The organism is Chromobacterium sp. CCUG 76385, from assembly GCF_059916625.1.
Genome location: NZ_JAUCGU010000009.1, coordinates 84,905 through 105,907, shown reverse-complemented (window position 1 = coordinate 105,907; position 21,003 = coordinate 84,905). Strand labels below are relative to the sequence as shown.

Here is a 21,003-nt window from a genome sequence, read left to right as displayed (position 1 = left end):
CTGGTCGGAGTGAGAGGATTCGAACCTCCGGCCTCTACGTCCCGAACGTAGCGCTCTACCAGGCTAAGCTACACTCCGATTTACTGCTTTCTCAGCCAACGCCGAGGGAAGCTACTTTACCTCGTTTACTGTTTCCTGACAAGCGTTTTTTGTTTAACTGGTCGGAGTGAGAGGATTCGAACCTCCGGCCTCTACGTCCCGAACGTAGCGCTCTACCAGGCTAAGCTACACTCCGACGACCGGTCAAAACTGCTTGTCTGAAAATCTGCTGCTGCATCGCTTGCTGCGGTACAATCAGCGGCTTCAGAGGACGCGCATTATGGAACAAATATGTGGTTTAGGCAACTATCTTTTTATCGTTTGAGCGGCGAAAGCCTGGTGGACGCCGATAAGCTGTTGCAGGCATTGGAAAAACGTCCGTTTCAACCCTGCATGGGCCTGGATTGGTTCAGCGAAGGATGGGTTGAGCCGGCTTCCCATCTAGAAGCACCAGTATATGCGGCACGCGGCAGCCTGATGGTTTCGATGCGGCGCGAGGACAAGGTGTTGCCGGCTTCGGTGATCCGCGACTTCGTCGAAATGAAGGTGCAGGAGATCGAAGACAAGGAGTTGCGCAAGGTCGGCCGCAAGGAAAAGCTGGCCTTGAAGGAACAAGTGACGGACGACCTGCTCCCGCGCGCCTTCGTGCGCAGCAGCCGCACCAGCGCCTATCTGGATATCGCCCGCGGCTGGCTGATGGTGGACTCCGGGTCGTCCAGCAAGGCCGAGGCGCTGATCTCCAAACTCCGCGAGGCGCTGCCGCCCTTCCCGGCCGCGTTGCCGCGCACCAAGATCGCGCCGCATACCGCCATGACCGACTGGTTGGCCGCAGGCGAAGCGCCCGGCGGCTTCGAGCTGGACGCCGACTGCGAGCTGAAAGACAGCAGCGAAAACGGCGCGGTGGTGCGCTGCAGCCGCATTGATCTGACCAGCGATGAGATCCGCCAGCATATCGCCACCGGCAAACAGGCCACCAAGCTGGGCCTGATCTGGAACGAGAAAATACGCTTCCAACTGACCGATACGCTGCAACTGAAGCGCATCCAGTTCCTGGACGTGCTGCAAGACGAAGCCAGCCAGGCCGGGGATGACCGCGAAAGCCTGTTCCAGGCCACCTTCATTCTGATGAGCGAGGAACTGGGCGAACTGGTGGAAGCGCTGGTGGAAGCGCTGGGCGGACTGGAAGACAGCCAGGCGCAGCCGCTCGCCTCTGCGCCCCAGGCCAGCTCGCCGGCGCCAAGCAAGGGCGATGCCGTCGACGTGCCCTGGGATTGAGATCCTACTCAAGCAAACCCCACCCGGCCTAGCCGGGTTTTTTACGCCCGCACGGCACGCTGGCCGCTGGGCCATAGCCAAACCCTAACTATTCGCTATAAACAATTAATTTAACAAGACTATGAGGATTGCGGATACTGCAAGCATCCAGTATCCGGGAGAGAACGATGAAACAAGACTGGCGCAAGATTCTGCAAGAGATGTGGGCCGGCTTTGCCTGGCTGCAATGATGGCGCATGACCTAAGTGGCGCTCATCCTGCCAAGACTATTGAACAGCAAGAAACAATTCAGTGAGCAAACCGGGATTTTTTTCCCCGCCGCTGCGGCGTAAGCTGTCGCCATACCTTATTGCAGGCAGCACATCATGCATACCCGACAACCCGCGCTGTTCATCTCCCACGGCGCGCCGACGCTACCCATAGAAGACAGCCCCACGCGCCACTTTCTGGAAACGCTGGGGCGCGGCTGGCCTCGCCCGCGCGCCATCGTCATCGTTTCCGCCCATTGGGAAACGCATGCGCTGACCGTCAATCTGCAAGCGCGTCCCGACATGCTGTACGACTTCGGCGGCTTTCCTGCGGTTTTGCGCACGCTGCGCTACCCCGCGGCTACCGACCTTGAACTGGCCGAACGCATTGTCGGCCTGCTCTCCGCATCCGGCCTGCCGGTTGCCGCCACCCAACAACGCCCGCTGGACCATGGCGTCTGGACGCCGCTGATACTGATGTTCCCGCAGGCGGACATTCCCCTGGTGATGATCTCGCTGCATCACCAGGCCGGCGCGGCCGAACACTACGCCCTGGGCCGGGCCTTGCGTCCGCTGCGCGACGAGAACGTGCTGGTGCTGGGCAGCGGCAGCTACACCCATAATCTGTGGGAACTGCAGCCGGAAGGCAGCGCGCCGGCGCCGTGGGCCGCTGAATTCTCCAACTGGATGGATCAAGCGTTGACGGAAAACCGTCGCGACGATCTCGTGAACTGGCGCCAGATCGCGCCCCATGCGCGCGAGAACCACCCCAGCGACGAGCACTTCCAGCCGCTCTTGGTGGCGCTTGGCGCCGCCAGCGACGATGCCGCGCCCAGCAAGCTGCATGACGACTGGCGGGCCGGCTCGCTGTCTATGGCGTGCTGGCGTTTTGACTAGAGCGTCCGCAGCTTGCCGCGGAAATCGTCCAAGCGGCGATAGCCCTTGCTCCGCATCAGCTCGGCCAGCTCGGCGGCGATGCGGGCGAAGGCCGCCGGTCCCTCGTGATAGAGGCAGGTGCCAACCTGCACCGCGCGCGCGCCGGCCAGGATATGCATGAAGGCCTCGCGGCCGCTCTTCACCCCGCCGCAACCGACAATGTCTTTGCCCGGCAACAGGCGGTAGAACTCGCGCACATTGGCCAGCGCCGTCGGCAGCACATAATCGCCGCCCAGGCCGCCCAGGCCGTCTTTGGGCTTGATCGTCACAGCTTCGCTGTCCACATCCACCACCAGGCCGTTGCCGATTGAATTGATGCAGGTGACGAAGGCCAGGCGCGGATGGCGATTGAGAATCTCCGCCATCGCGGCGAAGTGCGCCGGATCGAAGTAAGGCGGCAGCTTGACGCCATAGCGGCCGGGCCAGGCCTGGTCGAAGGCGTTCAGCGCCTCCGTCGTCGCGACGAAGTCGTAACCGAGTTGCGGCTTGCCCGGCACATTGGGGCAGGACAGATTGATCTCCGGAGTCGCCGGCAGGCCGGCTGCGGCCAGCGTGCGCAGCATGCTCAGATTGTCATCCAGCGTCATGCCGGACAGGGAAAGAAACAAGGGTTTGCCGCAGCCGTAATCGTAGCGGCGCGCGTAGTCCAGATAATAGGCGAATCCGCGATTCGGCAGCCCCATGGAGTTGATGCTGCCCAAGGCCGTGCGATGGTAGCGCGGCTCGGGATTGCCCTCGCGCGCGCGCAAGGTGGCGCTCTTGCTGATCACCGCCGCGGCGGCGGAGGCGCGCACCGCTTCCAACTCGTCTTCCTCGCGGCACCACACGCCGGAGGCGTTGTACAGGCAGCCAGGCATGGTCTGGCCGAGCCAGGTGACGGACAAGTCGATGGAGGAATGGTCAGGCATGGCGGGCTCCGGTTTGGATTGAAACCGTCGCAGTATCAAGGAAATAGCTTCGCGCCGCGCTGAGCGGTGTCAAGGTTGCGGCGGATGGCATCCTTGCCGATGCCTCGGTTCACGTCCTGGCAGAAACGACGCCGCCAAAGACAATGCCCGGCTCATGGCCGGGCATTGGGCGCGCTTCCGCACAAGAAAACGGCTTACATCTGCGCCTGCTGGTAGTTTTCCACGCCCATCAGCTCGATCAGCTTCAACTGCTGCTCCAACCAGTGCGCGTGATCGTTTTCGGTTTCTTCCAGCAGCACCATCAGCGCGTCGCGCGTCACGTAGTCGCGCACGCTCTCACAGTGGGCGATCACTTGCTTCAGCAGCGCGCCGACGCGGTACTCCACCTCCAAGTCCGCCTGCAGCATGGCCGGCACGTCCTCGCCCACCTTGATCGGTACCCGGCGCGCCACATTGGGCTTGCCCTGCAGGAACAGGGTGCGGGCAATCAGCGTACGGGCGTGCTCCAACTCATCCTCGCGCTCATGATCAATCCGCTCGAACAGCTTGTCCAGCCCCATGTCCTTGTACATCTCGGCATGGATGAAATACTGGTCGGCGGCGGACAGCTCCTCGGCCAAGAGGTCGTTGAGCAGCGCCAGGGTTTGGGGATCGCCTTGCATGATCGTTTCCTGTTGTTCTTGGTGATTCAAGCCGTCATTCTAGGCGCTCAGCGCATCAGATGCACGCCCTGATAGAAAGCGAAGGACAGCGTCCAGGCCAACAGCACCGACCAGGCGACCGACATCGCGGTGAAACGCCAATCCTTGGACTCGCGGTGCATCGCCGCCACCGTGGACAGGCAAGGCACATACACCAGCGTGAAGATCAGGAAGCTCATCGCCGACACCCAGTCCAGATGCTGCACCAGCACCCCGCCCAAGCCGGCCTCGGACACACCGTAAATCACCGCCAGGCTGCCCAGCAGAATCTCCTTGGCGATGAAGCCGAACAGCAGCGCCACCGCCAGCTCCGCGCGGATGCCTATCGGGTCCAGCACCGGCGACATCGTCTCGCCCAGCGCGTAGGCCAGAGTCTTGTCGTGGCCGGCCGGGATGTGGGTCAGCAGCCAGACCATGACCACGCCGGCCAGGATGAAGGTGGACGCCAGGCGCAGAAAGGCGTTCACCTCGCTCACCGCGCGCGTCAGCATGTGGCGCGCGCCCGGCAGCCGGTACGGCGGCACTTCCAGCAGGAAGGCCTCGTCGCCGCGGTAGCGGCGCTTGAACACCCAGGCGGTGATGATGGCGGCGACGAAAGTCATCAGATACAGGCCGGACACCACCCATGGCGCCTGCGTCTTGCTGAACAAAATGCCGGCGAAGAACACCACCACCTGCAAGCGCGCCGAACACAGCGAAAACGGGATCACCAGCATGGTCAGCAACCGCTGCTTGCGCTCGCGCATCACCCGCGTGCCGAGGATGGCCGGCACATTGCAGCCGAAGCCCATCAATTGCATCACGAAGCCGCGGCCGTCCAGTCCCAGCCTAGCCATCATCGCGTCGGTGAGGAAGGCCGCGCGGGCCAGGTAGCCGCTGTCCTCCACCATCGCCATCAGCACGAAGAAGACGAACAGAATCGGCGCGAAAGTCAGCACCGTCGCCACGCCCTGCCACACTCCGTCCAGCACCAGGCTCTGCAGGATGGCCGGCAGCGAGGCGACAGCCGGCGCCAGCGCCTGGTCCTTGACCCAGTCCAGCGCGCCGCCCACGGCATCCTGCAATGGGGTGCCGATCTGGTAGGTCAGATTGAACAGCAAGGCCATGAAGGCGAAGAACAAGGGCAGGCCCAGCCACGGGTGCAGCAGCCAGCGGTCCACTTTCTCGGTCAGCAGCACCGGCAGCACCGGCGGCAAGCGCCAGCAGCCTTCCAGCTTGCGGCGGGCCATGTCGATGGCGCGCTGCGCCTCCGGCACCTTATCCAGCTGCGCGCGCACCGCGGGGCCATCCTGCGCGGCCAGCTGGTTCAAGGCGGCGTTGAGTTTGGGCCAGCCTTCCATACGCTTGGCCGACACCAGCGCCACCGGCGCCTGCAGGCGCTCGGCCAACGCGTCGGCATCCACCGTCACGCCCAGCAGCTTGGCCTCGTCCGCCATATTCAACACCACCAAGCAGGGCAGTCCGCTGGCCAATACTTGCAAGGCCAGCGGCAGCTGGCGGTCCAGCTGGCTGGCGTTCAGCACCAGCACCGCGCCGTCAAACGGCGTGGACAGCAGCACGTCGCGCACCACCGCCTCGTCGTCGGTATAGCCGGTCAGATCGTTGACGCCGGGCAGGTCGATCAGCTCCACCATCTTGCCGCCCAAGAGCAGACGCGAACTGATCAGCTCCACGGTCAGGCCGGGCCAGTTGCCCACGCGCTGCGACATGCCTGTCAAGCGGTTGAATAAGGTGGACTTGCCGGTATTGGGCAGGCCGATCAGGGCAAACCGCTTCATGCCGCCGCCCTCACTTCGATATGGCGCGCCAGGCTGCGGCGCAACAGGAAGCGGGTGGCGCCCACTTCCAGCAGCAAGGGGCCGCCCCAGGGCGCGGCCTTGCGCAAGTGGAAACGGCAGCCCGGCACCAGGCCGAAAGCCGCCACGCGGCGGAAGGCTTCTTCAGCCAGATTCAGCCGCTCGACGATGCCGTGGGCGCCGGCGGGAAAGATGTCCAGGGACGACATGATGGTTCTTGTCCTGATAATAACGGGAATAATTTGCATTAGTATATCGAATCACCTCCTCGTCTCTTGCGACAATTTGCCGCAATCGCGGGCCGGCTTGATCAAGGTCAAGCGCGCCAGCCCACGCTCTCCGCGGTCAATTCCATACCGCGCGGCGCGCTAAACGGTTAAAATCGCAGCCATTGCGTTAAACGACATATGGGCCAACGACTATGAGCATCAAATCGGACAAGTGGATTCGCCGGATGGCGGCGGAACAAGGCATGATCGAGCCGTTCCAGCCCAATCAGGTGAAGATGGACGAAGACGGCCAGAAGCTGATCTCCTTCGGCACGTCCAGCTACGGCTACGATATCCGCTGCGCCGACGAGTTCAAGGTGTTCACCAACATCAACAGCACCATCGTCGATCCGAAAAACTTCGACCCCAACTCCTTCGTGGAAGTCTCCGGCAAGGGCTACTGCATCATCCCGCCGAACAGCTTCGCGCTGGCGCGCACCGTGGAATACTTCCGCATCCCGCGCAATGTGCTGACCGTCTGCCTGGGCAAATCGACTTATGCCCGCTGCGGCATCATCGTCAACGTCACCCCGTTCGAACCGGAATGGGAAGGCTACGTCACGCTGGAGTTCTCCAACACCACCCCGCTGCCGGCCAAGATCTACGCCAACGAGGGCGTGGCACAGGTGCTGTTCTTCGAATCCGATGAAATCTGCGACGTGTCGTACAAGGACCGCGCCGGCAAATACCAGGGCCAGGTGGGCGTTACCCTGCCCCGCCCCTGACCATACTTTCGTACGATTGTCCAAACAGGATGGCCCCGGCCATCCTGTCGCATTTGCGGCGGCCGCAAAAAAACCCTCTCGCAATTTCCGCCAACTGTTCTAGGCTAAACAAAGGGTTAGCTGACATCCCGGTTGTGCCGACCCTTTGCACAGCAAGCTGTTTCTTCTTGGGGCGTCGCGGTTCCCCCTTGCCGCTACGCCCCCTTTTTATGCTCCGCCCCTTGCCAGGCCCTAAGTCCGCACGCATGCTTGCCTGCTCACGCAAACAAAGGGACCTGATGGACATCTACGACTTCTCCTTCCGTCGCCTGAACGGCGCCGAACAATCGCTGACCGACTACCGCGGCCGCGTGCTGCTGCTGGTCAACACCGCTAGCCGCTGCGGCTTCACCTCGCAATATGCCGGGCTGCAGCAGCTGCACGCCGACTACGCCGACCGGGGGCTGACGGTGATAGGCTTCCCCTGCAATCAGTTCGGCGCGCAGGAGCCGGGGACGGCTGACGAGATCGGCGACTTTTGCCAGAAGAATTACGGCGTGGACTTCGTGATGGCCGACAAGATCCAGGTCAACGGCAACGACGCCCATCCGCTGTGGCGCTATCTGAAGCATCAGCAGCCGGGCCTGCTGGGCATGGAAATGATCAAGTGGAACTTCACCAAGTTTCTGGTGAACCGCGAAGGACGCGTGGTCGCCCGCCATGCGCCGCAGACCGAGCCGGCCGAACTGGCCAAGGCCATAGAAATGCTGCTGTAGGCCTTCCGCCGCGCCCAAACAAAAGGCCGGACATCGCTGTCCGGCCTGTTATTGCGCTGCCGCCATCAGGACTGGCAATCATCCAGCGAGTTGCGCGCCAAATGCGCCAGCTGATCCAGCTCATCGTCCAGATGCGCCTGCATATCCAGCAAGGCGGCGCGCAGCACCGCCGCCGCCAAAGCCGACTGCTCGCCATTGAACACATGCGCCAACACGCGCAGCTCGCGGCAGGCCGTCAGATCCAAAGGCACCTCCAGCACGCGCACCGTCGGCATATCCAGCTCCGCTCCTGAATCGAGATTGCCGACGCGCTGGCTCTCCAGCGCGGTCAGCAGGGTTTTCAAGGCCAATCCCATCATTGCCTCCCTTTGCGTTGCCAGATGCAAAAGCGTATTGACCCTGCGGCATTCCGCCGTGCAAAACGGCTGCGTCGTCCCCTCGCCCCGTTCCACCAAACTTCGACTTAATGCCTGCGCAGGCCTCCGTCCCCCGCGCCGCTCAAGATGTCGCGGCAAGCCTGGGTGGCGCGCAGCATCTGGCTATCATCCAGCGCCTCCCAGGCATCCGCGATGGCGGCGCCCAACAATTCCCCAGCCAAGGCTTCGCTGCTGTTTTCAAACACCGCCGCCAAGGCCATCAACTCCAAAGCAAGATCGCCAGACAGCGCCGCGCTGACGCGACGTTGGGACACCGCGGCTGTGCCGCCCAAAGGCGGACGCGGCGTGCCTAAGCGATCGATCAAGCCGTCAATGCTCTTCCCCATAGCCTCTCCAATGCGTTCCACCCCGCGCGCGGCATCCCCATCCGCGGCGAAGACTCTTTGAACATAGGCCAAGCGGCGGTAAAAAACCGGGCTAGGGGCTGTTGACGTTTGGTGAGTGGATCGCGTTTGAGCCGATTTGGGCCGGAAGCAAGGCGCACAGTCCGCCGCATAGTCATTCTATGCAAGGGCTGGGCAACGCGGCTTCCGGCCCAAAGCGGCCAAACCCGCAGGGCCGGGCGCCTTTCGCGCCGACTCTTCGTTGTTCCGCGCTGGCAGAGAATGACTATGCGGCGCGCGAAACGCCTCGATTCGTCGCAAAACGCATCCCGGCGCGACCGCTCCCCAAACGTCAACAGCCCCTAGCTGCGCGCCTCGAAACCGGCCAGCACATTCACCACATTGTCGCCTATCGGCCCCACCGCGTAGCCGCCCTCCAGACAGAACAGCGTCGGCAGCTTCAGTCCCGCCAGACGCGCGCCCAGCGTGACGAAGTCCGGCGTGCCCAGCTGGAAACGCGAAATCGGGTCGCCCTCGAAGGTGTCGACGCCCAGCGACACCACCAGCGCCTCGGCGCCGAAGCGGGCGATCTGCTCCAGCGCGCAGTCCAGCGCGAAGAACCAAGTGCTGACGCAGGAATCCGCAGCCAGCGGAAAATTGAAGTTGTAGCCCAGCCCTTCGCCGTCGCCCTTTTCGTCGGCAAAACCCAGGAAGAATGGATATTCAGTGCGCGGATCGCCATGGATGGACAAAAACAGCACGTCGGAGCGGTGGTAGAAAATATCCTGGGTGCCGTTGCCGTGGTGATAGTCCACATCCAGCACGGCCACCCTATGCATGCCGTGATCGCGCAGCGCCTGAGCGGCGATGGCGGCGTTATTGAAGAAGCAATAGCCGCCGCAATAATCGCGGGCGGCGTGATGCCCAGGCGGCCGCGTCAACGCGAATGCCGCGCGCTCGCCGCCGATCAGCCTATCGGCCCCTGTCAGCGCGACATCCGCGGCAGCCGTGGCCGCCTGCCAGGTGCCGGCGGTGATCGGCGTGCCGCAGTCCATCGAGTAATAGCAGAGCTGCCCTTCCACGTGCTCCGGCACGGCCTCGCGCAGACGGCGGATCTGCCACATCTTGGGCAAGGCGTCGTAATCGCGCCCCATCTCGCTCCAACGCTGCCAGGCGGTTTCCAGGAAACGGACATAGCCCTCGTCGTGCACGCGCAGAATCGGCTCCAGGCCATGCCGGCGCGGATGCACGACGTCGCCCAGATCGCGCTGCCGCACCGCGGCCAGCACCATGTCGGCGCGGGAAGGGGTTTCGAAACAAGGCTTCAGCGTGCCGTCTATCAACTCGGAGCGGCCGTGCTGCAGACGGTGGGAATCGGAATAGATGGTAAGCATGGACTTTTCCGGCAATGGAAAACTCTATGCTCCCGCCATGACATGCCAGGGGTCAAACCTTGTTCGCGGCACATTTGCGCCAGAGCAAGCGCGGTTCAGGACACTTGGCCGGCCACGTAATACCAGCGTCCGTCCTCGCGGACGAAGCGGCTGACCTCGTGCAGGCGCTCGGCCTTGCCGCCCACTTTGTAACGGGCGACAAACTCGACCAGCCCTGCCTCATCGCCGTCCAATCCAGCCTCGCAACGCTGGATTTCCAGCCCTATCCATTTCACCACGCCGGCGTCTTCGGCCAGATTCAATCGCTCAGGCCGGGTGGACGCATGCCAGGTGGCCAACAGATAGTCTTCCAGCCCCAGCGCGTAGGCGCTGTAGCGGGAACGCATCAGCGCCTGCGCAGTGGGCGCCGGCGGCGCGTCGGGCTGATGGTAGCGGCCGCAGCAGGCCGCCAGATCGCCGCCTCCGCAGGGGCAGGCGACATGGGCGCGTTTCTTCGACTTCATTCAGTAACCCAGCGGCGGCAGGCCGTACAACTTGAGCAGGAAATTGCTGAAAGCGGGATCGGCCGGTTTCGGCGTGTACTTGGGCCAGCGGCGCATCCATTCGCGCAGATGGGCCTCCAGCCTGGCGCGGAAGGCATCGGAATCGATGCGTCCCGCTTCGCGCTCCACCGTCAGCTGGCGGTAGACGGCGAAATTGTCGTTGTCGACGGCATTGGCGCCGGCAATGCGCAAGCGCGCCGCGCCAAGCTGGTCGGCCGCCGCGGTGCGGGTCAGCTCGCCAGACTTGACGCGATCGGCCAGCCGATTCGCCTCATCCAGCAGTTGATCCACCTTGCCGGAGGCGGGGCGGACCGTTGGCGTCGAGGCCGCGGCGGCGCCAGGATGCACCGGCGCCGCGATCTGTTGCAGGCTGCCGCAGGCGGTCAAGCCGCCCAGCACCGTCAAACCGATGATCAGTCTTTTCATGGCGGCCATTGTAGCCCGTCAGGCCCTTGCGCCGTCAATGGCGCGGATTTCACAATCGATGACGGATTGCGACAAAAAAGCCCGGCAGCAGCCGGGCTTCAGCGCATACCGCGAAACGGCTTACCCCAGATGCTCGAACAGCACCGTCGACAGATAACGCTCGCCGAACGACGGAATCACCACCACGATCAGCTTGCCGGCGTTTTCTGGGCGTTTGGCCAGTTGCAGCGCCGACCACACCGCCGCGCCGGAAGAGATGCCCACCAGGATGCCTTCCTTGGTGGCCACGTCGCGCGCGGTCTGCAGCGCGTCTTCGTTCTTGACGCGGATGATCTCATCGTAGATGTGCGTATTCAGGATGGCCGGCACAAAGCCGGCGCCTATGCCCTGAATCGGGTGCGGCCCCTTGGAACCGCCGGACAGCACCGGCGAAGCGTCCGGCTCCACCGCCACGATCTGCACGCCAGGCTTGCGCGCCTTCAACACTTCGCCCACCCCGGTGATGGTGCCGCCGGTGCCTACGCCGGCCACAAAGATGTCCACCTTGCCATCCGTATCGTTCCACACCTCTTCCGCCGTGGTGTTGCGGTGAATCTCCGGATTGGCGGGGTTCTCGAACTGCTGCGGCATGAAATAGGTGTCGGGGTATTCGTCGACCAGGGACTTGGCCTTGGCGATGGCGCCTCCCATGCCTTCCGGTCCCGGCGTGAGGATCAGCTCCGCGCCGTAGGCCTTCAGCAGCTGGCGGCGTTCCTTGCTCATGGTTTCCGGCATGGTGATGACCAGCTTGTAGCCGCGCGCAGCGCACACCATGGCCAGGCCGATGCCGGTATTGCCGGAGGTCGGCTCAACGATGACGGTATCCGGCTTGATCTTGCCGGCCTTCTCCGCCGCGTCCAGCATCGCCACGGCGATACGGTCCTTGACACTGTGCGCCGGATTGAAGAATTCCAGCTTGGCTACCACGGTGGCGCCGACGCCCTCGGCAACGCGGTTGAGCTTGACCAGCGGCGTGTTGCCGATCAGGTCGGTGATGGTATTGGCAATGCGCATCGTCTTATTCCTCATCAACCAGAAATATCGATTCTGATATTCCCCAGCATCATAATCAATGCCAGACAGGCAGCCTAATATTCTTTGCTTATATCCAGCAAACCAAATGCCGGCCATACTCTCTAACCGGCTTTGTTATAGTCAATGCAACACAGGCAAGATTCCCATGCCCACCCAGGAAAATCTGATTCCGCTATCCGGCTGGCGCCGCAAGCTCTACATCATCATCTACGAGGCCGATACCCGCGCCGGACGCATTTTCGACATGGCGCTGATCATCGCCATCCTGCTGTCCGTCGCCTGCGTGATGCTGGAAAGCGTCTCCTCTATCCGGCAACAATACGGCACGCTGCTGACCGTGCTGGACTGGACCTTCACCATCCTGTTCACGATTGAGTACGCCTTGCGGCTGATCTGCGTGCACAAGCCGCTGCGCTACGTGAAAAGCTTCTTCGGGATAATCGATCTGCTGTCCATCCTGCCGCTGTATCTGGGGCTGTTCATTCCGGAGAGCCGCTTCCTGGCCGACATCCGCATCCTGCGGCTGCTGCGGATGTTCCGCATCCTGAAGCTCAGCCGCCACCTGGGCGAAGCCGCGCAATTGCGGCGTGCCCTGCTGGCCAGCCGGCGCAAGATCACCGTGTTTCTGGTCACGGTCATCCTGCTGGTGATCGTGCTGGGCACCCTGATGTACGTGATAGAAGGCCCGGAGCACGGCTTCACCAGCATCCCGATCAGCATCTACTGGGCCATCGTCACGCTGACCACCGTCGGTTTCGGCGACATCACGCCGAAAACGCCGCTGGGCCAGGCGCTGGCCAGCCTGGTGATGATCACCGGCTATGGCATCATCGCGGTGCCCACCGGCATCGTCAGCGCCGAAATCGCCCGCAGCGCGCCCGACCCCGTCAGCAGCGACAATCGCTCGGCCACCCGGCTGTGCCCGCATTGCTTCAGCGAAGGCCACGACTGGGACGCCCAGTACTGCAAGCATTGCGGGGGGCAATTGCCGCGCCCCGCCAAAGGCGAAGTCAGCTGAGCGCGCGCTGGTAGGCGTCCAGCGCGCGCGGATCGAAGGCCACCAGCCAGACTTCGCGCAGGGCGTTCGGCCGTTCCGCCAACCATGACCGCAGCTCCCTGACCGCCAATTCGCACGCCGCGTCCAAGGGATAGCCATACACGCCGGATGATAGCCGGGAAAGCGATGCTGCGCGCCTCATGCAAGCGCGCCAGTTCCAGGCTGTTGCGGTAGCAGGCGGCCAGCAAGGCCGCCTCGCCATGGCCGCCGCCCTGCCATACCGGCCCGACGGTATGGATCACATAAGCCGCCCTCAGATTAAAGCCCGGCGTGAGCCTCGCCTCCCCGGTCGGGCAACCGCCCAGCGCGCGGCACGCCTCCAGCAAGGCCGGCCCGGCCGCGCGATGTATCGCGCCATCGACGCCGCCGCCGCCCAACAAGCGGTTGTTGGCGGCGTTGACGATGGCGTCCACCTCCATCTGCGTGATGTCGGCCTGGGTGCAGCGCAGCAGTGCGTCCATCTTCATCCTCCAGTTTGATATACCTGATGGTAGCGCGATTGCTATCATATGGCCTTGCGGCTGCGTGGCCTGTTGTTGCGGCTGCGACAGTCGCCATCCGGGTTCAAATAGCAAGTGTTTACTCAGCCTTTATCCATCGCGCCAAGCTGACGCACGTCGATAAAGTCCGCTCTGCCAAGCTTAGCCGTGGCCTTGCGGAATTCTGCCGCTGGTTGTGGATAACTTTGTTGATAAGCCGGTGCATAGCTGCGGTAAACGCCCGTGGCCATTGGCTTGCATTGCTTTTACCCACCCGGGGACAGATTTTCTCAAACCATTGATTTGATTGATTATTCAGTCAGATATCAAACGCTACGCCAACGCTTATTCCGTGGCTAGGATTGAATATTTACTCCAGCGAGCGATTGTGGATCACTTGACAAGACCTAATTTTCTTGATCGCAACCAGGATGTGATCAGCGTCTCCTCCCTTAACCGGATGGCGCGCGACCTGCTGGAAGCAGGCGTCCCGCCAGTCTGGATAGGCGGGGAAATCTCCAACCTGACGCTGGCCGCATCCGGCCACGGCTATTTCTCGCTGAAAGATGGCGGCGCCCAGGTGCGCTGCGTGATGTTCCGCCACAAATTGGCCTTGCTGCCGTTCCGCCCGCAGGAAGGCATGCAGGTGGAACTGCGCGGCCAGGTGACGCTGTATGAGGCGCGCGGCGAATTCCAGATCAATGTCGGCGAGATGCGCGCCGCCGGCCTGGGCCGCCTGTACGAAGCGTTTGAACGGCTGAAAGCGCGGCTGCAGGCCGAGGGCCTGTTCGACAGCAGCCGCAAGCGCGAGCTGCCGGCCCATCCGGCGGCCATCGGCATCGTTACCTCTCCCGCCGCCGCCGCGCTGCGCGACGTGGTCAGCACGCTGCGACGCCGCATGCCCGGCATTCCGCTGATCCTGTATCCGGCCCAGGTGCAGGGGGAAGGATCGGCGCAGCAAATCGCCAAGGCCATCCAGACGGCGGGCGAACGGCGCGAAGTCGATGTGCTGATCATCTGCCGCGGCGGCGGCAGCATTGAAGACCTGTGGTCGTTCAATGAGGAAATCGTCGCCCGCGCCGTCGCCGCCTGCCCTATCCCGACCGTCAGCGGCGTCGGCCATGAAACCGACTTCACCATCTGCGACTTCGTGGCCGACCGGCGCGCCCCGACGCCGACCGCGGCGGCGGAACTGGTATCGCCAAACCGCGAGCATCTGGCCATTCAGCTGGAACAGACCAAGCGCGCGCTGGAACGGGCGCTGGGCCGCTTGTTGACCGACAAGACGCAGCAGCTGGACTTCCTGGGACGCCGGCTGACCCACCCCGGCTCCAAGCTGCAGGCGCAACGCGACAAGCTGGGCGCGCTGTCGCAAAGCCTGCGGCAACGGGTGCATGCCGTATTCGATCAGGGCCGCTGGCGCTTGCAGCTGGCGGCCAGCCATCTGACCCGTCATCAGCCGGACCTGGCCGCGCAAAGCCAACGCCTGCAACAACAGCAAGCCAGGCTGCAACGCGCGCGGGACCGGCTGCTGGAACGGCGCAGCCGGCAACTGGCGCAACTGTCCGCCACGCTGACCGCGTTCAATCCAGAAGCGGTGCTGGCGCGCGGCTACGCCATCGTGCAAAAGCGCAACGGCCAGGCGGTCAAGAACCCGGCCGAACTGCAAGATCATGAAACAGTGACGCTGCGGCTGGCCGAAGGCAGCACCGAGGCGCGGATCGAACATCCGCAAGGCGTGCAGCCAGAGCTGCCGTTCTAGCTCTCAGAATGAAAATACAGCCAACTTATTTGTTAATCCTAGCAGGATTGCCATGCAAGATCTGATTGGCAAGCTCTTGCTGCGCTTGGTCAGACAAAGTTTCCGTCCGGCTATTGGCATGATGCGGAATATTACTACCTACTGAATAATCTGGAGCGCTCCAGCTTTGATCCTCCTCGCTTTCCTTAATGCTGGAGGGCGTTGCAGCACAAGCAGACAATAGTAGGACTAACAACAGCGAGAGAGCCTTAAAAGATTTCATAGAGATGTTCATCCGGCAAAAAAGTTATTTATTGGCGTCGGCGCATCGATATAGGTTTTATTCCAATATCCTATTCAGATAATGCCAATCTGTAAATTAACGTATACATTCTTTTCGCCTCTCGACTGAAAAAAACCTTGAGCTTGCACGCATTCACTTCCCCGCTCATTGACAAAACATACCCATTCGCTGTTGGAACAAATAAAAAGGCCGCCCCAATCGGGCGGCCTTTTCGCAGCGCAACCGGATAAATCAAGCCGGCCGCAGCGCAGGCGGCAACGCAAACACCGTGTTCTCCTCCACGCCAGGCAGTTCCGTCACTTGGCTGACGTCGAAAGTCTTGATGCGATCTATCACCGCCTGCACCAATACCTCCGGCGCGCTGGCGCCTGCCGTCACGCCGACGCGGCTCTTGCCGACAAACCACTCCGGCTCCAGCAGATCGGCGTTGTCCACCATGTAAGCGTCCACGCCCTTGAGCGCGGCCACTTCGCGCAGGCGGTTGGAATTCGAGCTGTTGGGCGAGCCTACCACGACGACCATGTCGCACTGCTCGGCCAGCAATTTCACCGCGTCCTGGCGATTCTGCGTGGCATAGCAGATGTCGTCCTTCTTCGGGCTATGGATGGCCGGGAAGCGTGCCTTCAAGGCGGCGATGATGTCGCGCGTCTCGTCCACCGACAACGTCGTCTGGCTGACATAGGACAGCTGTTCAGGATTGCTCACCTGCAGCTTGGCCACATCGGCCTCGTTCTCCACCAGATACATGCCGGAGTCGGTCTGGCCCATGGTGCCCTCCACTTCCGGATGACCGGCGTGGCCAATCATGACGATCTCCATGCCCGCCTGCCGCATGCGCTTGACCTCGATATGCACCTTGGTCACCAGCGGACAGGTGGCGTCGTACACCGTGAGGCCCAAGGCCTCAGCCTCGGCGCGCACCGACAGCGGCACGCCGTGGGCGGAGTAAATCAAGGTGCTGCCAGGCGGCACGTCCTTCAACTCCTCGATGAACACGGCGCCCTTGGCGCGCAGATCATCCACCACAAAACGGTTGTGCACCACTTCGTGGCGCACATAGATGGGCGCGCCATACAGTTCGATGGCGCGCTCGACGATGGCGATGGCCCGGTCCACGCCGGCGCAAAAGCCGCGCGGGTTGGCAAGCATGATGGTCTTCGACATCCGTATTTCCTTATTCTAGCCAGGGTCTTACCCGGCACATGCGCCAATGGCCCGCATCGCGGGCCATTGCTTTGAATCCAATACCAGCCCGCTCAACGCGACGGTTTTTTGAAACTGTCCAGCACCATCAGCGCCGCGCCGACGCAGATGAAGGAGTCGGCCAGGTTGAACGCCGGGTAGTACCACTGGTTGTAGTAATGAACCAGGATGAAGTCGATCACGTGGCCATAAGCCAGCCGGTCTATCACATTGCCCAGCGCGCCGCCGATGATGAAGGCGGCCGCCAGATTCATCACGCCGCTGAAGCGGCCTTTGACGATGTTCCAGCCCAGCCAGCCCGACACCGCGAAAGCCAGGATGGTGAACAGATATTTCTGCCAGCCGCCCGCATCATGCAGAAAGCTGAACGCCGCGCCGGGATTGTAAATCAGAGTGAAGCTGAAAAAGCCGGCTATCACCTGGCGCACTTCGCCGTACTGGAAGCTGCCGTTGAAATACAGCTTGCTGATCTGGTCCAGCACAACAACCAGCGCCGCCAGAACGAACCACTTGGACCAGCGGCTTGCGCCAGGCATAGTCATTGCAGAATCCATTTATGGGTTTCCCATTGCTGACGGGGCCGCCCGCGCGGCCCCGTTACCGACGGATCAGGCGTGCAGACGCTGCTCGCCCTGGCCATCCAGGTTGTCCACGCAGCGGCCGCAAACGGCGCCATGGCCGGCATGGCTGCCCACATCGGCGCGGTAATGCCAGCAGCGCTCGCACTTTTCATGCGCGGCCGGGGACACGCGGATGGCCAATTCGGCCGCCTCGCGCACCACCACCTTGGACACGATCAGCACAAACCTCAGCTCCTCGCCCAGGCTCAGCAGTTGGCGGGCCAAGTCGGCGGGCGCGTCGATCTCCACCTCGGCCTGCAGCGAGGAGCCCAGCTTGTCGGCGCTGCGCAATTCCTCGATTTCCTTGTTGGCGGCGGCGCGCAGCTCGCGGATGGCTTGCCACTTGCCAGCCAGCGCCTCCTCGCGCTCCACGGCCTGCGCCGGGAACTCATGCCAGATGTGGTACAGCGTGGACTCTTCCTCGCTGTCCACCAGCACATTCCACGCCTCGTCGGCGGTGAAGCACAGAATCGGTGCCACCATCAGCAGCAGGCTGCGGGTGATGTGGTACAGCGCGGTCTGGGCGCTGCGGCGGGCATGGCTGTCGGCCTGGGTGGTGTACAGGCGGTCCTTGATCACGTCCAGATAGAAGGCGCCCAAGTCTTCCGAGCAATAGCCGACCACTTCCTGCACCACGTGGTGGAAAGCGTAGCGGGAGTACAGCTCGCCGACGACTTTTTCTTGCACCTGGCGCGCGCGCAGCAGCGCGTACTGGTCCAGCTCCACCATATTGGCCAGCGGCACGGCGTGCTCGATCGGATCGAAATCGGACAGATTGGCCAGCAGGAAGCGGATGGTGTTGCGCAGACGGCGATAGCTTTCAGTCACGCGCTTCAGAATTTCGTCGGAAATCGCCAGTTCGCCGGAGTAATCGGTCGATGCCACCCACAAACGCAGAATATCGGCGCCGAGGCTATCATTGACCTTTTGCGGCGATACGACATTGCCCTTGGACTTGGACATCTTCATGCCCTTGCCGTCCACCACAAAACCATGGGTCAGCAGCTGCTTGTAAGGGGCGCGGCCGATGGTGGCGCACCCCGTCTTCAAGGACGACTGGAACCAGCCGCGGTGCTGGTCGGAGCCTTCCAAGTATAAATCCGCCGGCCAGGCCAGTTCCGGGCGCTGCTTCAGCACTGCGAAGTGGGTGGAGCCGGAATCGAACCACACGTCCAAGGTGTCGCTGAGCTTGCGGTAGTGTTCGGCCTCGTCGCCCAACAACTCCTTGGCGTCCAGGCTGAACCAGGCTTCGATGCCTTGCTGCTCGATGCGCAGCGCCACCTCTTCCAGCAATTGCGCGGAGCGCGGATGCAGCTCGCCCGTTTCCTTGTGGATGAAGAAGGTCATCGGCACGCCCCAGTTGCGCTGGCGCGATACGCACCAGTCCGGGCTGTTCTTGATCATCGCGTCCAGGCGCGCGCGGCCCCAGGACGGGAAGAACTCAGTAGCGTCCACCGCGCGCTGGCTGATCTCGCGCAAGGTCTCGCCGCCATGGGCCTGGCGGTCCATGCTGACAAACCATTGCGGCGTGGCGCGGAAGATGATCGGCGTCTTGTGGCGCCAGCAATGCGGATAGCTATGCTCCAGCTTGGCCTGATGCACCAGCGCGCCGTTGGCTTCCAGCGTTTCGATCACGCGGGCATTGGCGTCCCATACCAGCATTCCGGCGAAAATTTCCGTCGTGCTCTTGTAGCGGCCGTTGTCGGCCACCGGATTATCTACCGGCAGCTTGTACTGCAGGCCAGCCTGGAAGTCTTCCAGACCATGCGCCGGCGCGGTATGCACCAGGCCCGTGCCGGCATCGGTGGTGACGTGATCGCCCAGGATCACCGGCACTTGACGGGCATAGAACGGATGTTGCAACGCGATCAGTTCCAGCGCCTGGCCCTTGGCCTCGCCCAGCACGCGGAAGTCTTCGACGCCGTAGCGCTTCATCGCCGATTCGACCAGGTCCTTGCCCAGGATCAGCTTGCCCTTGGGGGTGTCGATCAGCTGGTAGTCCAGATTGGCGCCGGCGGCGACGGCCTGGTTGGCCGGCAAGGTCCACGGCGTGGTGGTCCAGATCACGGCCATCGCGCCGGCGGCATCCGCGCCGAAAGCGGCGGAAGCCTTGTCGGCGTCGACTACCTTGAAGCCGACGTCTATCGCCGGCGACACCTTGTCTTCGTACTCGACTTCGGCCTCGGCCAGCGAGGAACCGCACTCGATGCACCAGTGCACCGGCTTCTCGCCCTTGCTCAGGTAGCCGTTTTCATAAATCTTGCCGAGGGTGCGGACAATATCGGCCTCGGTCTTGAAATCCATGGTCAGATACGGATTGTCCCAGTCGCCCAGCACGCCCAGGCGGATGAAGTCCTTCTTCTGGCGCGCGATCTGCTCCTTGGCGTATTCGCGGCACAGCTCGCGGAACTTGGCGGCCGGGATGTCCTTGCCGTGCAGCTTTTCCACCATCAGCTCGATCGGCAGGCCGTGGCAGTCCCAGCCCGGCACATACGGCGCGTCGAAGCCGGCCAGCGTCTTGGAGCGGACGATGATGTCCTTCAGCACCTTGTTGACGGCGTGACCGATGTGAATGTCGCCATTGGCGTACGGCGGACCGTCATGCAGGATGAACTTGGGGCGGCCGGCGGACAGCTTGCGCAGCTTGTCGTAGCGCTTCTCTTCCTGCCAGCGCTTGACCCAGGCCGGTTCGCGTTTGGCCAGATCCCCGCGCATGGCGAAGGGTGTATCCAGCAGGTTTACGGTTTTACGATAATCAATGGTCATGCCTGCTCTCGCTGCAAACTTGTCAAATAGGTCTTGGCGCTGGCCGCGTCGCGCTCGATCTGCGCCACCAGAGTGGCCAGATCATCATAGCGCGCTTCGTCGCGCAGTTTTTTCAGGAAACGCACCGTCAGCCGCTGGCCGTACAGGTCGCCGGCGAAATCGAACAGATGCACTTCCAGCTTGTAGTCCGGCGTGTCGCTGACCGTCGGGTTCAGCCCCAGGCTGGCTACGCCGCCCAGCCGCCCGTGCGGCGTATCCGCCTCAACCACGAACACCCCCTGCAGCGCAGGCTTCAAATGCGGCAAGTGGATGTTGGCCGTGGGGAAACCTATGGTGCGGCCCAGCTTCTTGCCATGCATGACTTTGCCGGAGATCCGGTAGATGTCGCCCAGCAGCGCGTTTGCCGCAGGCAGATCGCCGGCGGCGAGTTTCTCCCGCACCAGCGTGCTGGAGGCCCGCTCGCCCTGCACCAGCACCGACGGCATCGCCTCCGTGGCAAAATGCCGGCAATCGGCCAATAACTGGAAATTTCCCTGGCGGCCGGCGCCAAACTGGAAATCATCGCCGATCAGCAGATAACGCGTCTGCAATTGCTCAACCAGCACCTGGTCGACAAAATCCGCCGCCGTCATGCTGGCGAAGCTGTGATTGAAACGGTAGACAAACACATAGTCCACCAGACCCAGTTCCCGCAGCAAGACGAATTTGTCCCGCAGCGTGGACAAACGGGCCGGCGGCTTGGCGCGGCTGAAGAATTCGCGCGGATGCGGCTCGAACGTCAGCAGCGCCGTCGGCAATGCCCGCGCTTGCGCCTCCTGGCGCAGCTTCTCCAGCATGCGGCGGTGCCCCTGGTGCACGCCATCGAAATTGCCTATGGTCAACGCGCAGCCCGGCAGGGCGAAACGACGCGGATCCCCCAGAAATACCTGCATTTGCGGTCTTTGTACACGTCCTGAAACCGTCGATTGTAGCCGCCTGCGGTCAA

21 protein-coding genes, 2 tRNA genes and 1 pseudogene are annotated in these 21,003 nt (G+C 62.6%); 6 read left to right on the top strand and 18 right to left on the bottom strand.

Annotated elements, in window-relative coordinates; genetic code table 11:
* Position 1: 1 nt before the first annotated feature.
* A tRNA-Pro gene (locus QUG01_RS08595) sits at positions 2-78 on the bottom strand.
* Between the two features lie 80 nt (positions 79-158).
* A tRNA-Pro gene (locus QUG01_RS08590) sits at positions 159-235 on the bottom strand.
* A 95-nt stretch (positions 236-330) separates the two neighbouring features.
* Here QUG01_RS08590 and QUG01_RS08585 point away from each other — a divergent pair.
* Both QUG01_RS08585 and QUG01_RS08580 read left to right on the top strand, forming a co-directional pair.
* Entirely contained in the window at positions 331-1,314 is a 984-nt protein-coding gene (locus QUG01_RS08585) for a recombination-associated protein RdgC (protein ID WP_500829762.1), read from the top strand.
* Between the two features lie 365 nt (positions 1,315-1,679).
* Entirely contained in the window at positions 1,680-2,459 is a 780-nt protein-coding gene (locus QUG01_RS08580) for a DODA-type extradiol aromatic ring-opening family dioxygenase (RefSeq protein ID WP_500829761.1), read from the top strand.
* Here the strand turns inward: QUG01_RS08580 and QUG01_RS08575 are convergent.
* The 4 genes from QUG01_RS08575 to QUG01_RS08560 all read right to left on the bottom strand — a co-directional run bounded on the left by QUG01_RS08575 (position 2,456) and on the right by QUG01_RS08560 (position 6,112).
* Positions 2,456-3,406 (bottom strand): dihydroorotate oxidase, encoded by a 951-nt coding sequence (locus QUG01_RS08575; protein ID WP_500829760.1) that lies wholly within the window; start codon positions 3,404-3,406, stop codon positions 2,456-2,458. The two genes, QUG01_RS08580 and QUG01_RS08575, sit on opposite strands and share 4 nt — an antisense overlap.
* A 194-nt stretch (positions 3,407-3,600) precedes the next feature.
* The gene (bfr, locus tag QUG01_RS08570; RefSeq protein WP_500829759.1) at positions 3,601-4,068 is read right to left on the bottom strand and encodes a bacterioferritin; all 468 of its coding nucleotides are present in this window, start codon (positions 4,066-4,068) and stop codon (positions 3,601-3,603) included.
* Positions 4,069-4,115: 47 nt separating this feature from the next.
* Positions 4,116-5,885, bottom strand: coding sequence for a ferrous iron transport protein B (feoB, locus tag QUG01_RS08565; RefSeq protein WP_500829758.1), 1,770 nt, complete (start codon positions 5,883-5,885; stop codon positions 4,116-4,118).
* Positions 5,882-6,112, bottom strand: coding sequence for a FeoA family protein (locus QUG01_RS08560; protein ID WP_043625227.1), 231 nt, complete (start codon positions 6,110-6,112; stop codon positions 5,882-5,884). Before QUG01_RS08560 ends, feoB begins: the two co-directional genes overlap by 4 nt.
* Before the next feature lie 212 nt (positions 6,113-6,324).
* Here QUG01_RS08560 and dcd point away from each other — a divergent pair, with 212 nt between their 5' ends.
* Both dcd and QUG01_RS08550 read left to right on the top strand, forming a co-directional pair.
* Positions 6,325-6,897, top strand: coding sequence for a dCTP deaminase (gene dcd, locus QUG01_RS08555; protein ID WP_043625225.1), 573 nt, complete (start codon positions 6,325-6,327; stop codon positions 6,895-6,897).
* Between the two features lie 278 nt (positions 6,898-7,175).
* A complete protein-coding gene (locus tag QUG01_RS08550) occupies positions 7,176-7,652 on the top strand; it encodes a glutathione peroxidase (RefSeq protein ID WP_500829757.1) in 477 nt (158 codons plus the stop codon).
* A 65-nt stretch (positions 7,653-7,717) separates the two neighbouring features.
* Here the strand turns inward: QUG01_RS08550 and QUG01_RS08545 are convergent, their stop codons facing one another.
* The 6 genes from QUG01_RS08545 to cysK all read right to left on the bottom strand — a co-directional run bounded on the left by QUG01_RS08545 (position 7,718) and on the right by cysK (position 11,827).
* Positions 7,718-7,996 carry a hypothetical protein gene (locus QUG01_RS08545; RefSeq protein ID WP_500829756.1) on the bottom strand — a complete coding sequence of 93 codons (279 nt, stop codon included), beginning with the start codon at positions 7,994-7,996 and terminating at the stop codon, positions 7,718-7,720.
* Between the two features lie 119 nt (positions 7,997-8,115).
* Positions 8,116-8,415, bottom strand: coding sequence for a hypothetical protein (locus QUG01_RS08540; protein ID WP_500829755.1), 300 nt, complete (start codon positions 8,413-8,415; stop codon positions 8,116-8,118).
* A 359-nt stretch (positions 8,416-8,774) separates the two neighbouring features.
* Positions 8,775-9,806, bottom strand: coding sequence for a histone deacetylase family protein (locus QUG01_RS08535; RefSeq protein ID WP_500829754.1), 1,032 nt, complete (start codon positions 9,804-9,806; stop codon positions 8,775-8,777).
* Between the two features lie 95 nt (positions 9,807-9,901).
* The gene (locus QUG01_RS08530; RefSeq protein WP_500829753.1) at positions 9,902-10,309 is read right to left on the bottom strand and encodes a YchJ family protein; all 408 of its coding nucleotides are present in this window, start codon (positions 10,307-10,309) and stop codon (positions 9,902-9,904) included.
* Positions 10,310-10,774, bottom strand: coding sequence for a hypothetical protein (locus QUG01_RS08525; RefSeq protein WP_500829752.1), 465 nt, complete (start codon positions 10,772-10,774; stop codon positions 10,310-10,312). It lies immediately after the preceding gene.
* A 120-nt stretch (positions 10,775-10,894) separates the two neighbouring features.
* Positions 10,895-11,827, bottom strand: a complete 933-nt coding sequence (cysK, locus tag QUG01_RS08520; protein ID WP_500829751.1) for a cysteine synthase A — start codon at positions 11,825-11,827, stop codon at positions 10,895-10,897.
* 166 nt (positions 11,828-11,993) lie between these two features.
* Here cysK and QUG01_RS08515 point away from each other — a divergent pair, with 166 nt between their 5' ends.
* Positions 11,994-12,866 (top strand): ion transporter, encoded by an 873-nt coding sequence (locus QUG01_RS08515; protein ID WP_500829750.1) that lies wholly within the window; start codon positions 11,994-11,996, stop codon positions 12,864-12,866.
* Here QUG01_RS08515 and QUG01_RS08510 read toward each other — a convergent pair.
* Positions 12,859-13,366, bottom strand: a pseudogene (locus QUG01_RS08510) (O-acetyl-ADP-ribose deacetylase). The gene QUG01_RS08515 and the pseudogene QUG01_RS08510 overlap by 8 nt on opposite strands.
* Positions 13,367-13,844: 478 nt before the next feature.
* Between QUG01_RS08510 and xseA the strand changes: the two are divergent.
* Positions 13,845-15,146: an exodeoxyribonuclease VII large subunit gene (gene xseA, locus QUG01_RS08505; RefSeq protein WP_500829783.1), complete on the top strand. Its 1,302-nt coding sequence runs from the start codon at positions 13,845-13,847 to the stop codon at positions 15,144-15,146.
* A 25-nt stretch (positions 15,147-15,171) separates the two neighbouring features.
* On the opposite strand, the gene QUG01_RS08500 is transcribed toward xseA, so the two are convergent.
* From QUG01_RS08500 to QUG01_RS08480, 5 genes are all read right to left on the bottom strand, one after another.
* Positions 15,172-15,408, bottom strand: a complete 237-nt coding sequence (locus QUG01_RS08500; protein ID WP_500829749.1) for a hypothetical protein — start codon at positions 15,406-15,408, stop codon at positions 15,172-15,174.
* Between the two features lie 252 nt (positions 15,409-15,660).
* A complete protein-coding gene (gene ispH, locus QUG01_RS08495; RefSeq protein WP_500829748.1) occupies positions 15,661-16,593 on the bottom strand; it encodes a 4-hydroxy-3-methylbut-2-enyl diphosphate reductase in 933 nt (310 codons plus the stop codon).
* 92 nt (positions 16,594-16,685) lie between these two features.
* Positions 16,686-17,168 (bottom strand): signal peptidase II, encoded by a 483-nt coding sequence (lspA, locus tag QUG01_RS08490; RefSeq protein ID WP_500829782.1) that lies wholly within the window; start codon positions 17,166-17,168, stop codon positions 16,686-16,688.
* A 72-nt stretch (positions 17,169-17,240) separates the two neighbouring features.
* Complete coding sequence (ileS, locus tag QUG01_RS08485) at positions 17,241-20,018, bottom strand: isoleucine--tRNA ligase (protein WP_500829747.1); 2,778 nt, start codon at positions 20,016-20,018, stop codon at positions 17,241-17,243.
* Positions 20,015-20,950: a bifunctional riboflavin kinase/FAD synthetase gene (locus QUG01_RS08480; RefSeq protein ID WP_500829746.1), complete on the bottom strand. Its 936-nt coding sequence runs from the start codon at positions 20,948-20,950 to the stop codon at positions 20,015-20,017. Before QUG01_RS08480 ends, ileS begins: the two co-directional genes overlap by 4 nt.
* Positions 20,951-21,003: the final 53 nt, after the last annotated feature.

What these genes read in the sequence shown, in the direction of transcription:
- QUG01_RS08585 (WP_500829762.1), top strand. Translation starts at nt 331, where the DNA reads ATGTGGTTTAGGCAACTATCTTTTTATCGTTTGAGCGGCGAAAGCCTG.
- QUG01_RS08580 (WP_500829761.1), top strand. Translation starts at nt 1,680, where the DNA reads ATGCATACCCGACAACCCGCGCTGTTCATCTCCCACGGCGCGCCGACG.
- QUG01_RS08575 (WP_500829760.1), bottom strand. Translation starts at nt 3,406, where the DNA reads ATGCCTGACCATTCCTCCATCGACTTGTCCGTCACCTGGCTCGGCCAG.
- bfr (WP_500829759.1), bottom strand. Translation starts at nt 4,068, where the DNA reads ATGCAAGGCGATCCCCAAACCCTGGCGCTGCTCAACGACCTCTTGGCC.
- feoB (WP_500829758.1), bottom strand. Translation starts at nt 5,885, where the DNA reads ATGAAGCGGTTTGCCCTGATCGGCCTGCCCAATACCGGCAAGTCCACC.
- QUG01_RS08560 (WP_043625227.1), bottom strand. Translation starts at nt 6,112, where the DNA reads ATGTCGTCCCTGGACATCTTTCCCGCCGGCGCCCACGGCATCGTCGAG.
- dcd (WP_043625225.1), top strand. Translation starts at nt 6,325, where the DNA reads ATGAGCATCAAATCGGACAAGTGGATTCGCCGGATGGCGGCGGAACAA.
- QUG01_RS08550 (WP_500829757.1), top strand. Translation starts at nt 7,176, where the DNA reads ATGGACATCTACGACTTCTCCTTCCGTCGCCTGAACGGCGCCGAACAA.
- QUG01_RS08540 (WP_500829755.1), bottom strand. Translation starts at nt 8,415, where the DNA reads ATGGGGAAGAGCATTGACGGCTTGATCGATCGCTTAGGCACGCCGCGT.
- QUG01_RS08535 (WP_500829754.1), bottom strand. Translation starts at nt 9,806, where the DNA reads ATGCTTACCATCTATTCCGATTCCCACCGTCTGCAGCACGGCCGCTCC.
- QUG01_RS08530 (WP_500829753.1), bottom strand. Translation starts at nt 10,309, where the DNA reads ATGAAGTCGAAGAAACGCGCCCATGTCGCCTGCCCCTGCGGAGGCGGC.
- QUG01_RS08525 (WP_500829752.1), bottom strand. Translation starts at nt 10,774, where the DNA reads ATGAAAAGACTGATCATCGGTTTGACGGTGCTGGGCGGCTTGACCGCC.
- cysK (WP_500829751.1), bottom strand. Translation starts at nt 11,827, where the DNA reads ATGCGCATTGCCAATACCATCACCGACCTGATCGGCAACACGCCGCTG.
- QUG01_RS08515 (WP_500829750.1), top strand. Translation starts at nt 11,994, where the DNA reads ATGCCCACCCAGGAAAATCTGATTCCGCTATCCGGCTGGCGCCGCAAG.
- xseA (WP_500829783.1), top strand. Translation starts at nt 13,845, where the DNA reads ATGGCGCGCGACCTGCTGGAAGCAGGCGTCCCGCCAGTCTGGATAGGC.
- QUG01_RS08500 (WP_500829749.1), bottom strand. Translation starts at nt 15,408, where the DNA reads ATGAAATCTTTTAAGGCTCTCTCGCTGTTGTTAGTCCTACTATTGTCT.
- ispH (WP_500829748.1), bottom strand. Translation starts at nt 16,593, where the DNA reads ATGTCGAAGACCATCATGCTTGCCAACCCGCGCGGCTTTTGCGCCGGC.
- lspA (WP_500829782.1), bottom strand. Translation starts at nt 17,168, where the DNA reads ATGCCTGGCGCAAGCCGCTGGTCCAAGTGGTTCGTTCTGGCGGCGCTG.
- ileS (WP_500829747.1), bottom strand. Translation starts at nt 20,018, where the DNA reads ATGACCATTGATTATCGTAAAACCGTAAACCTGCTGGATACACCCTTC.
- QUG01_RS08480 (WP_500829746.1), bottom strand. Translation starts at nt 20,950, where the DNA reads ATGCAGGTATTTCTGGGGGATCCGCGTCGTTTCGCCCTGCCGGGCTGC.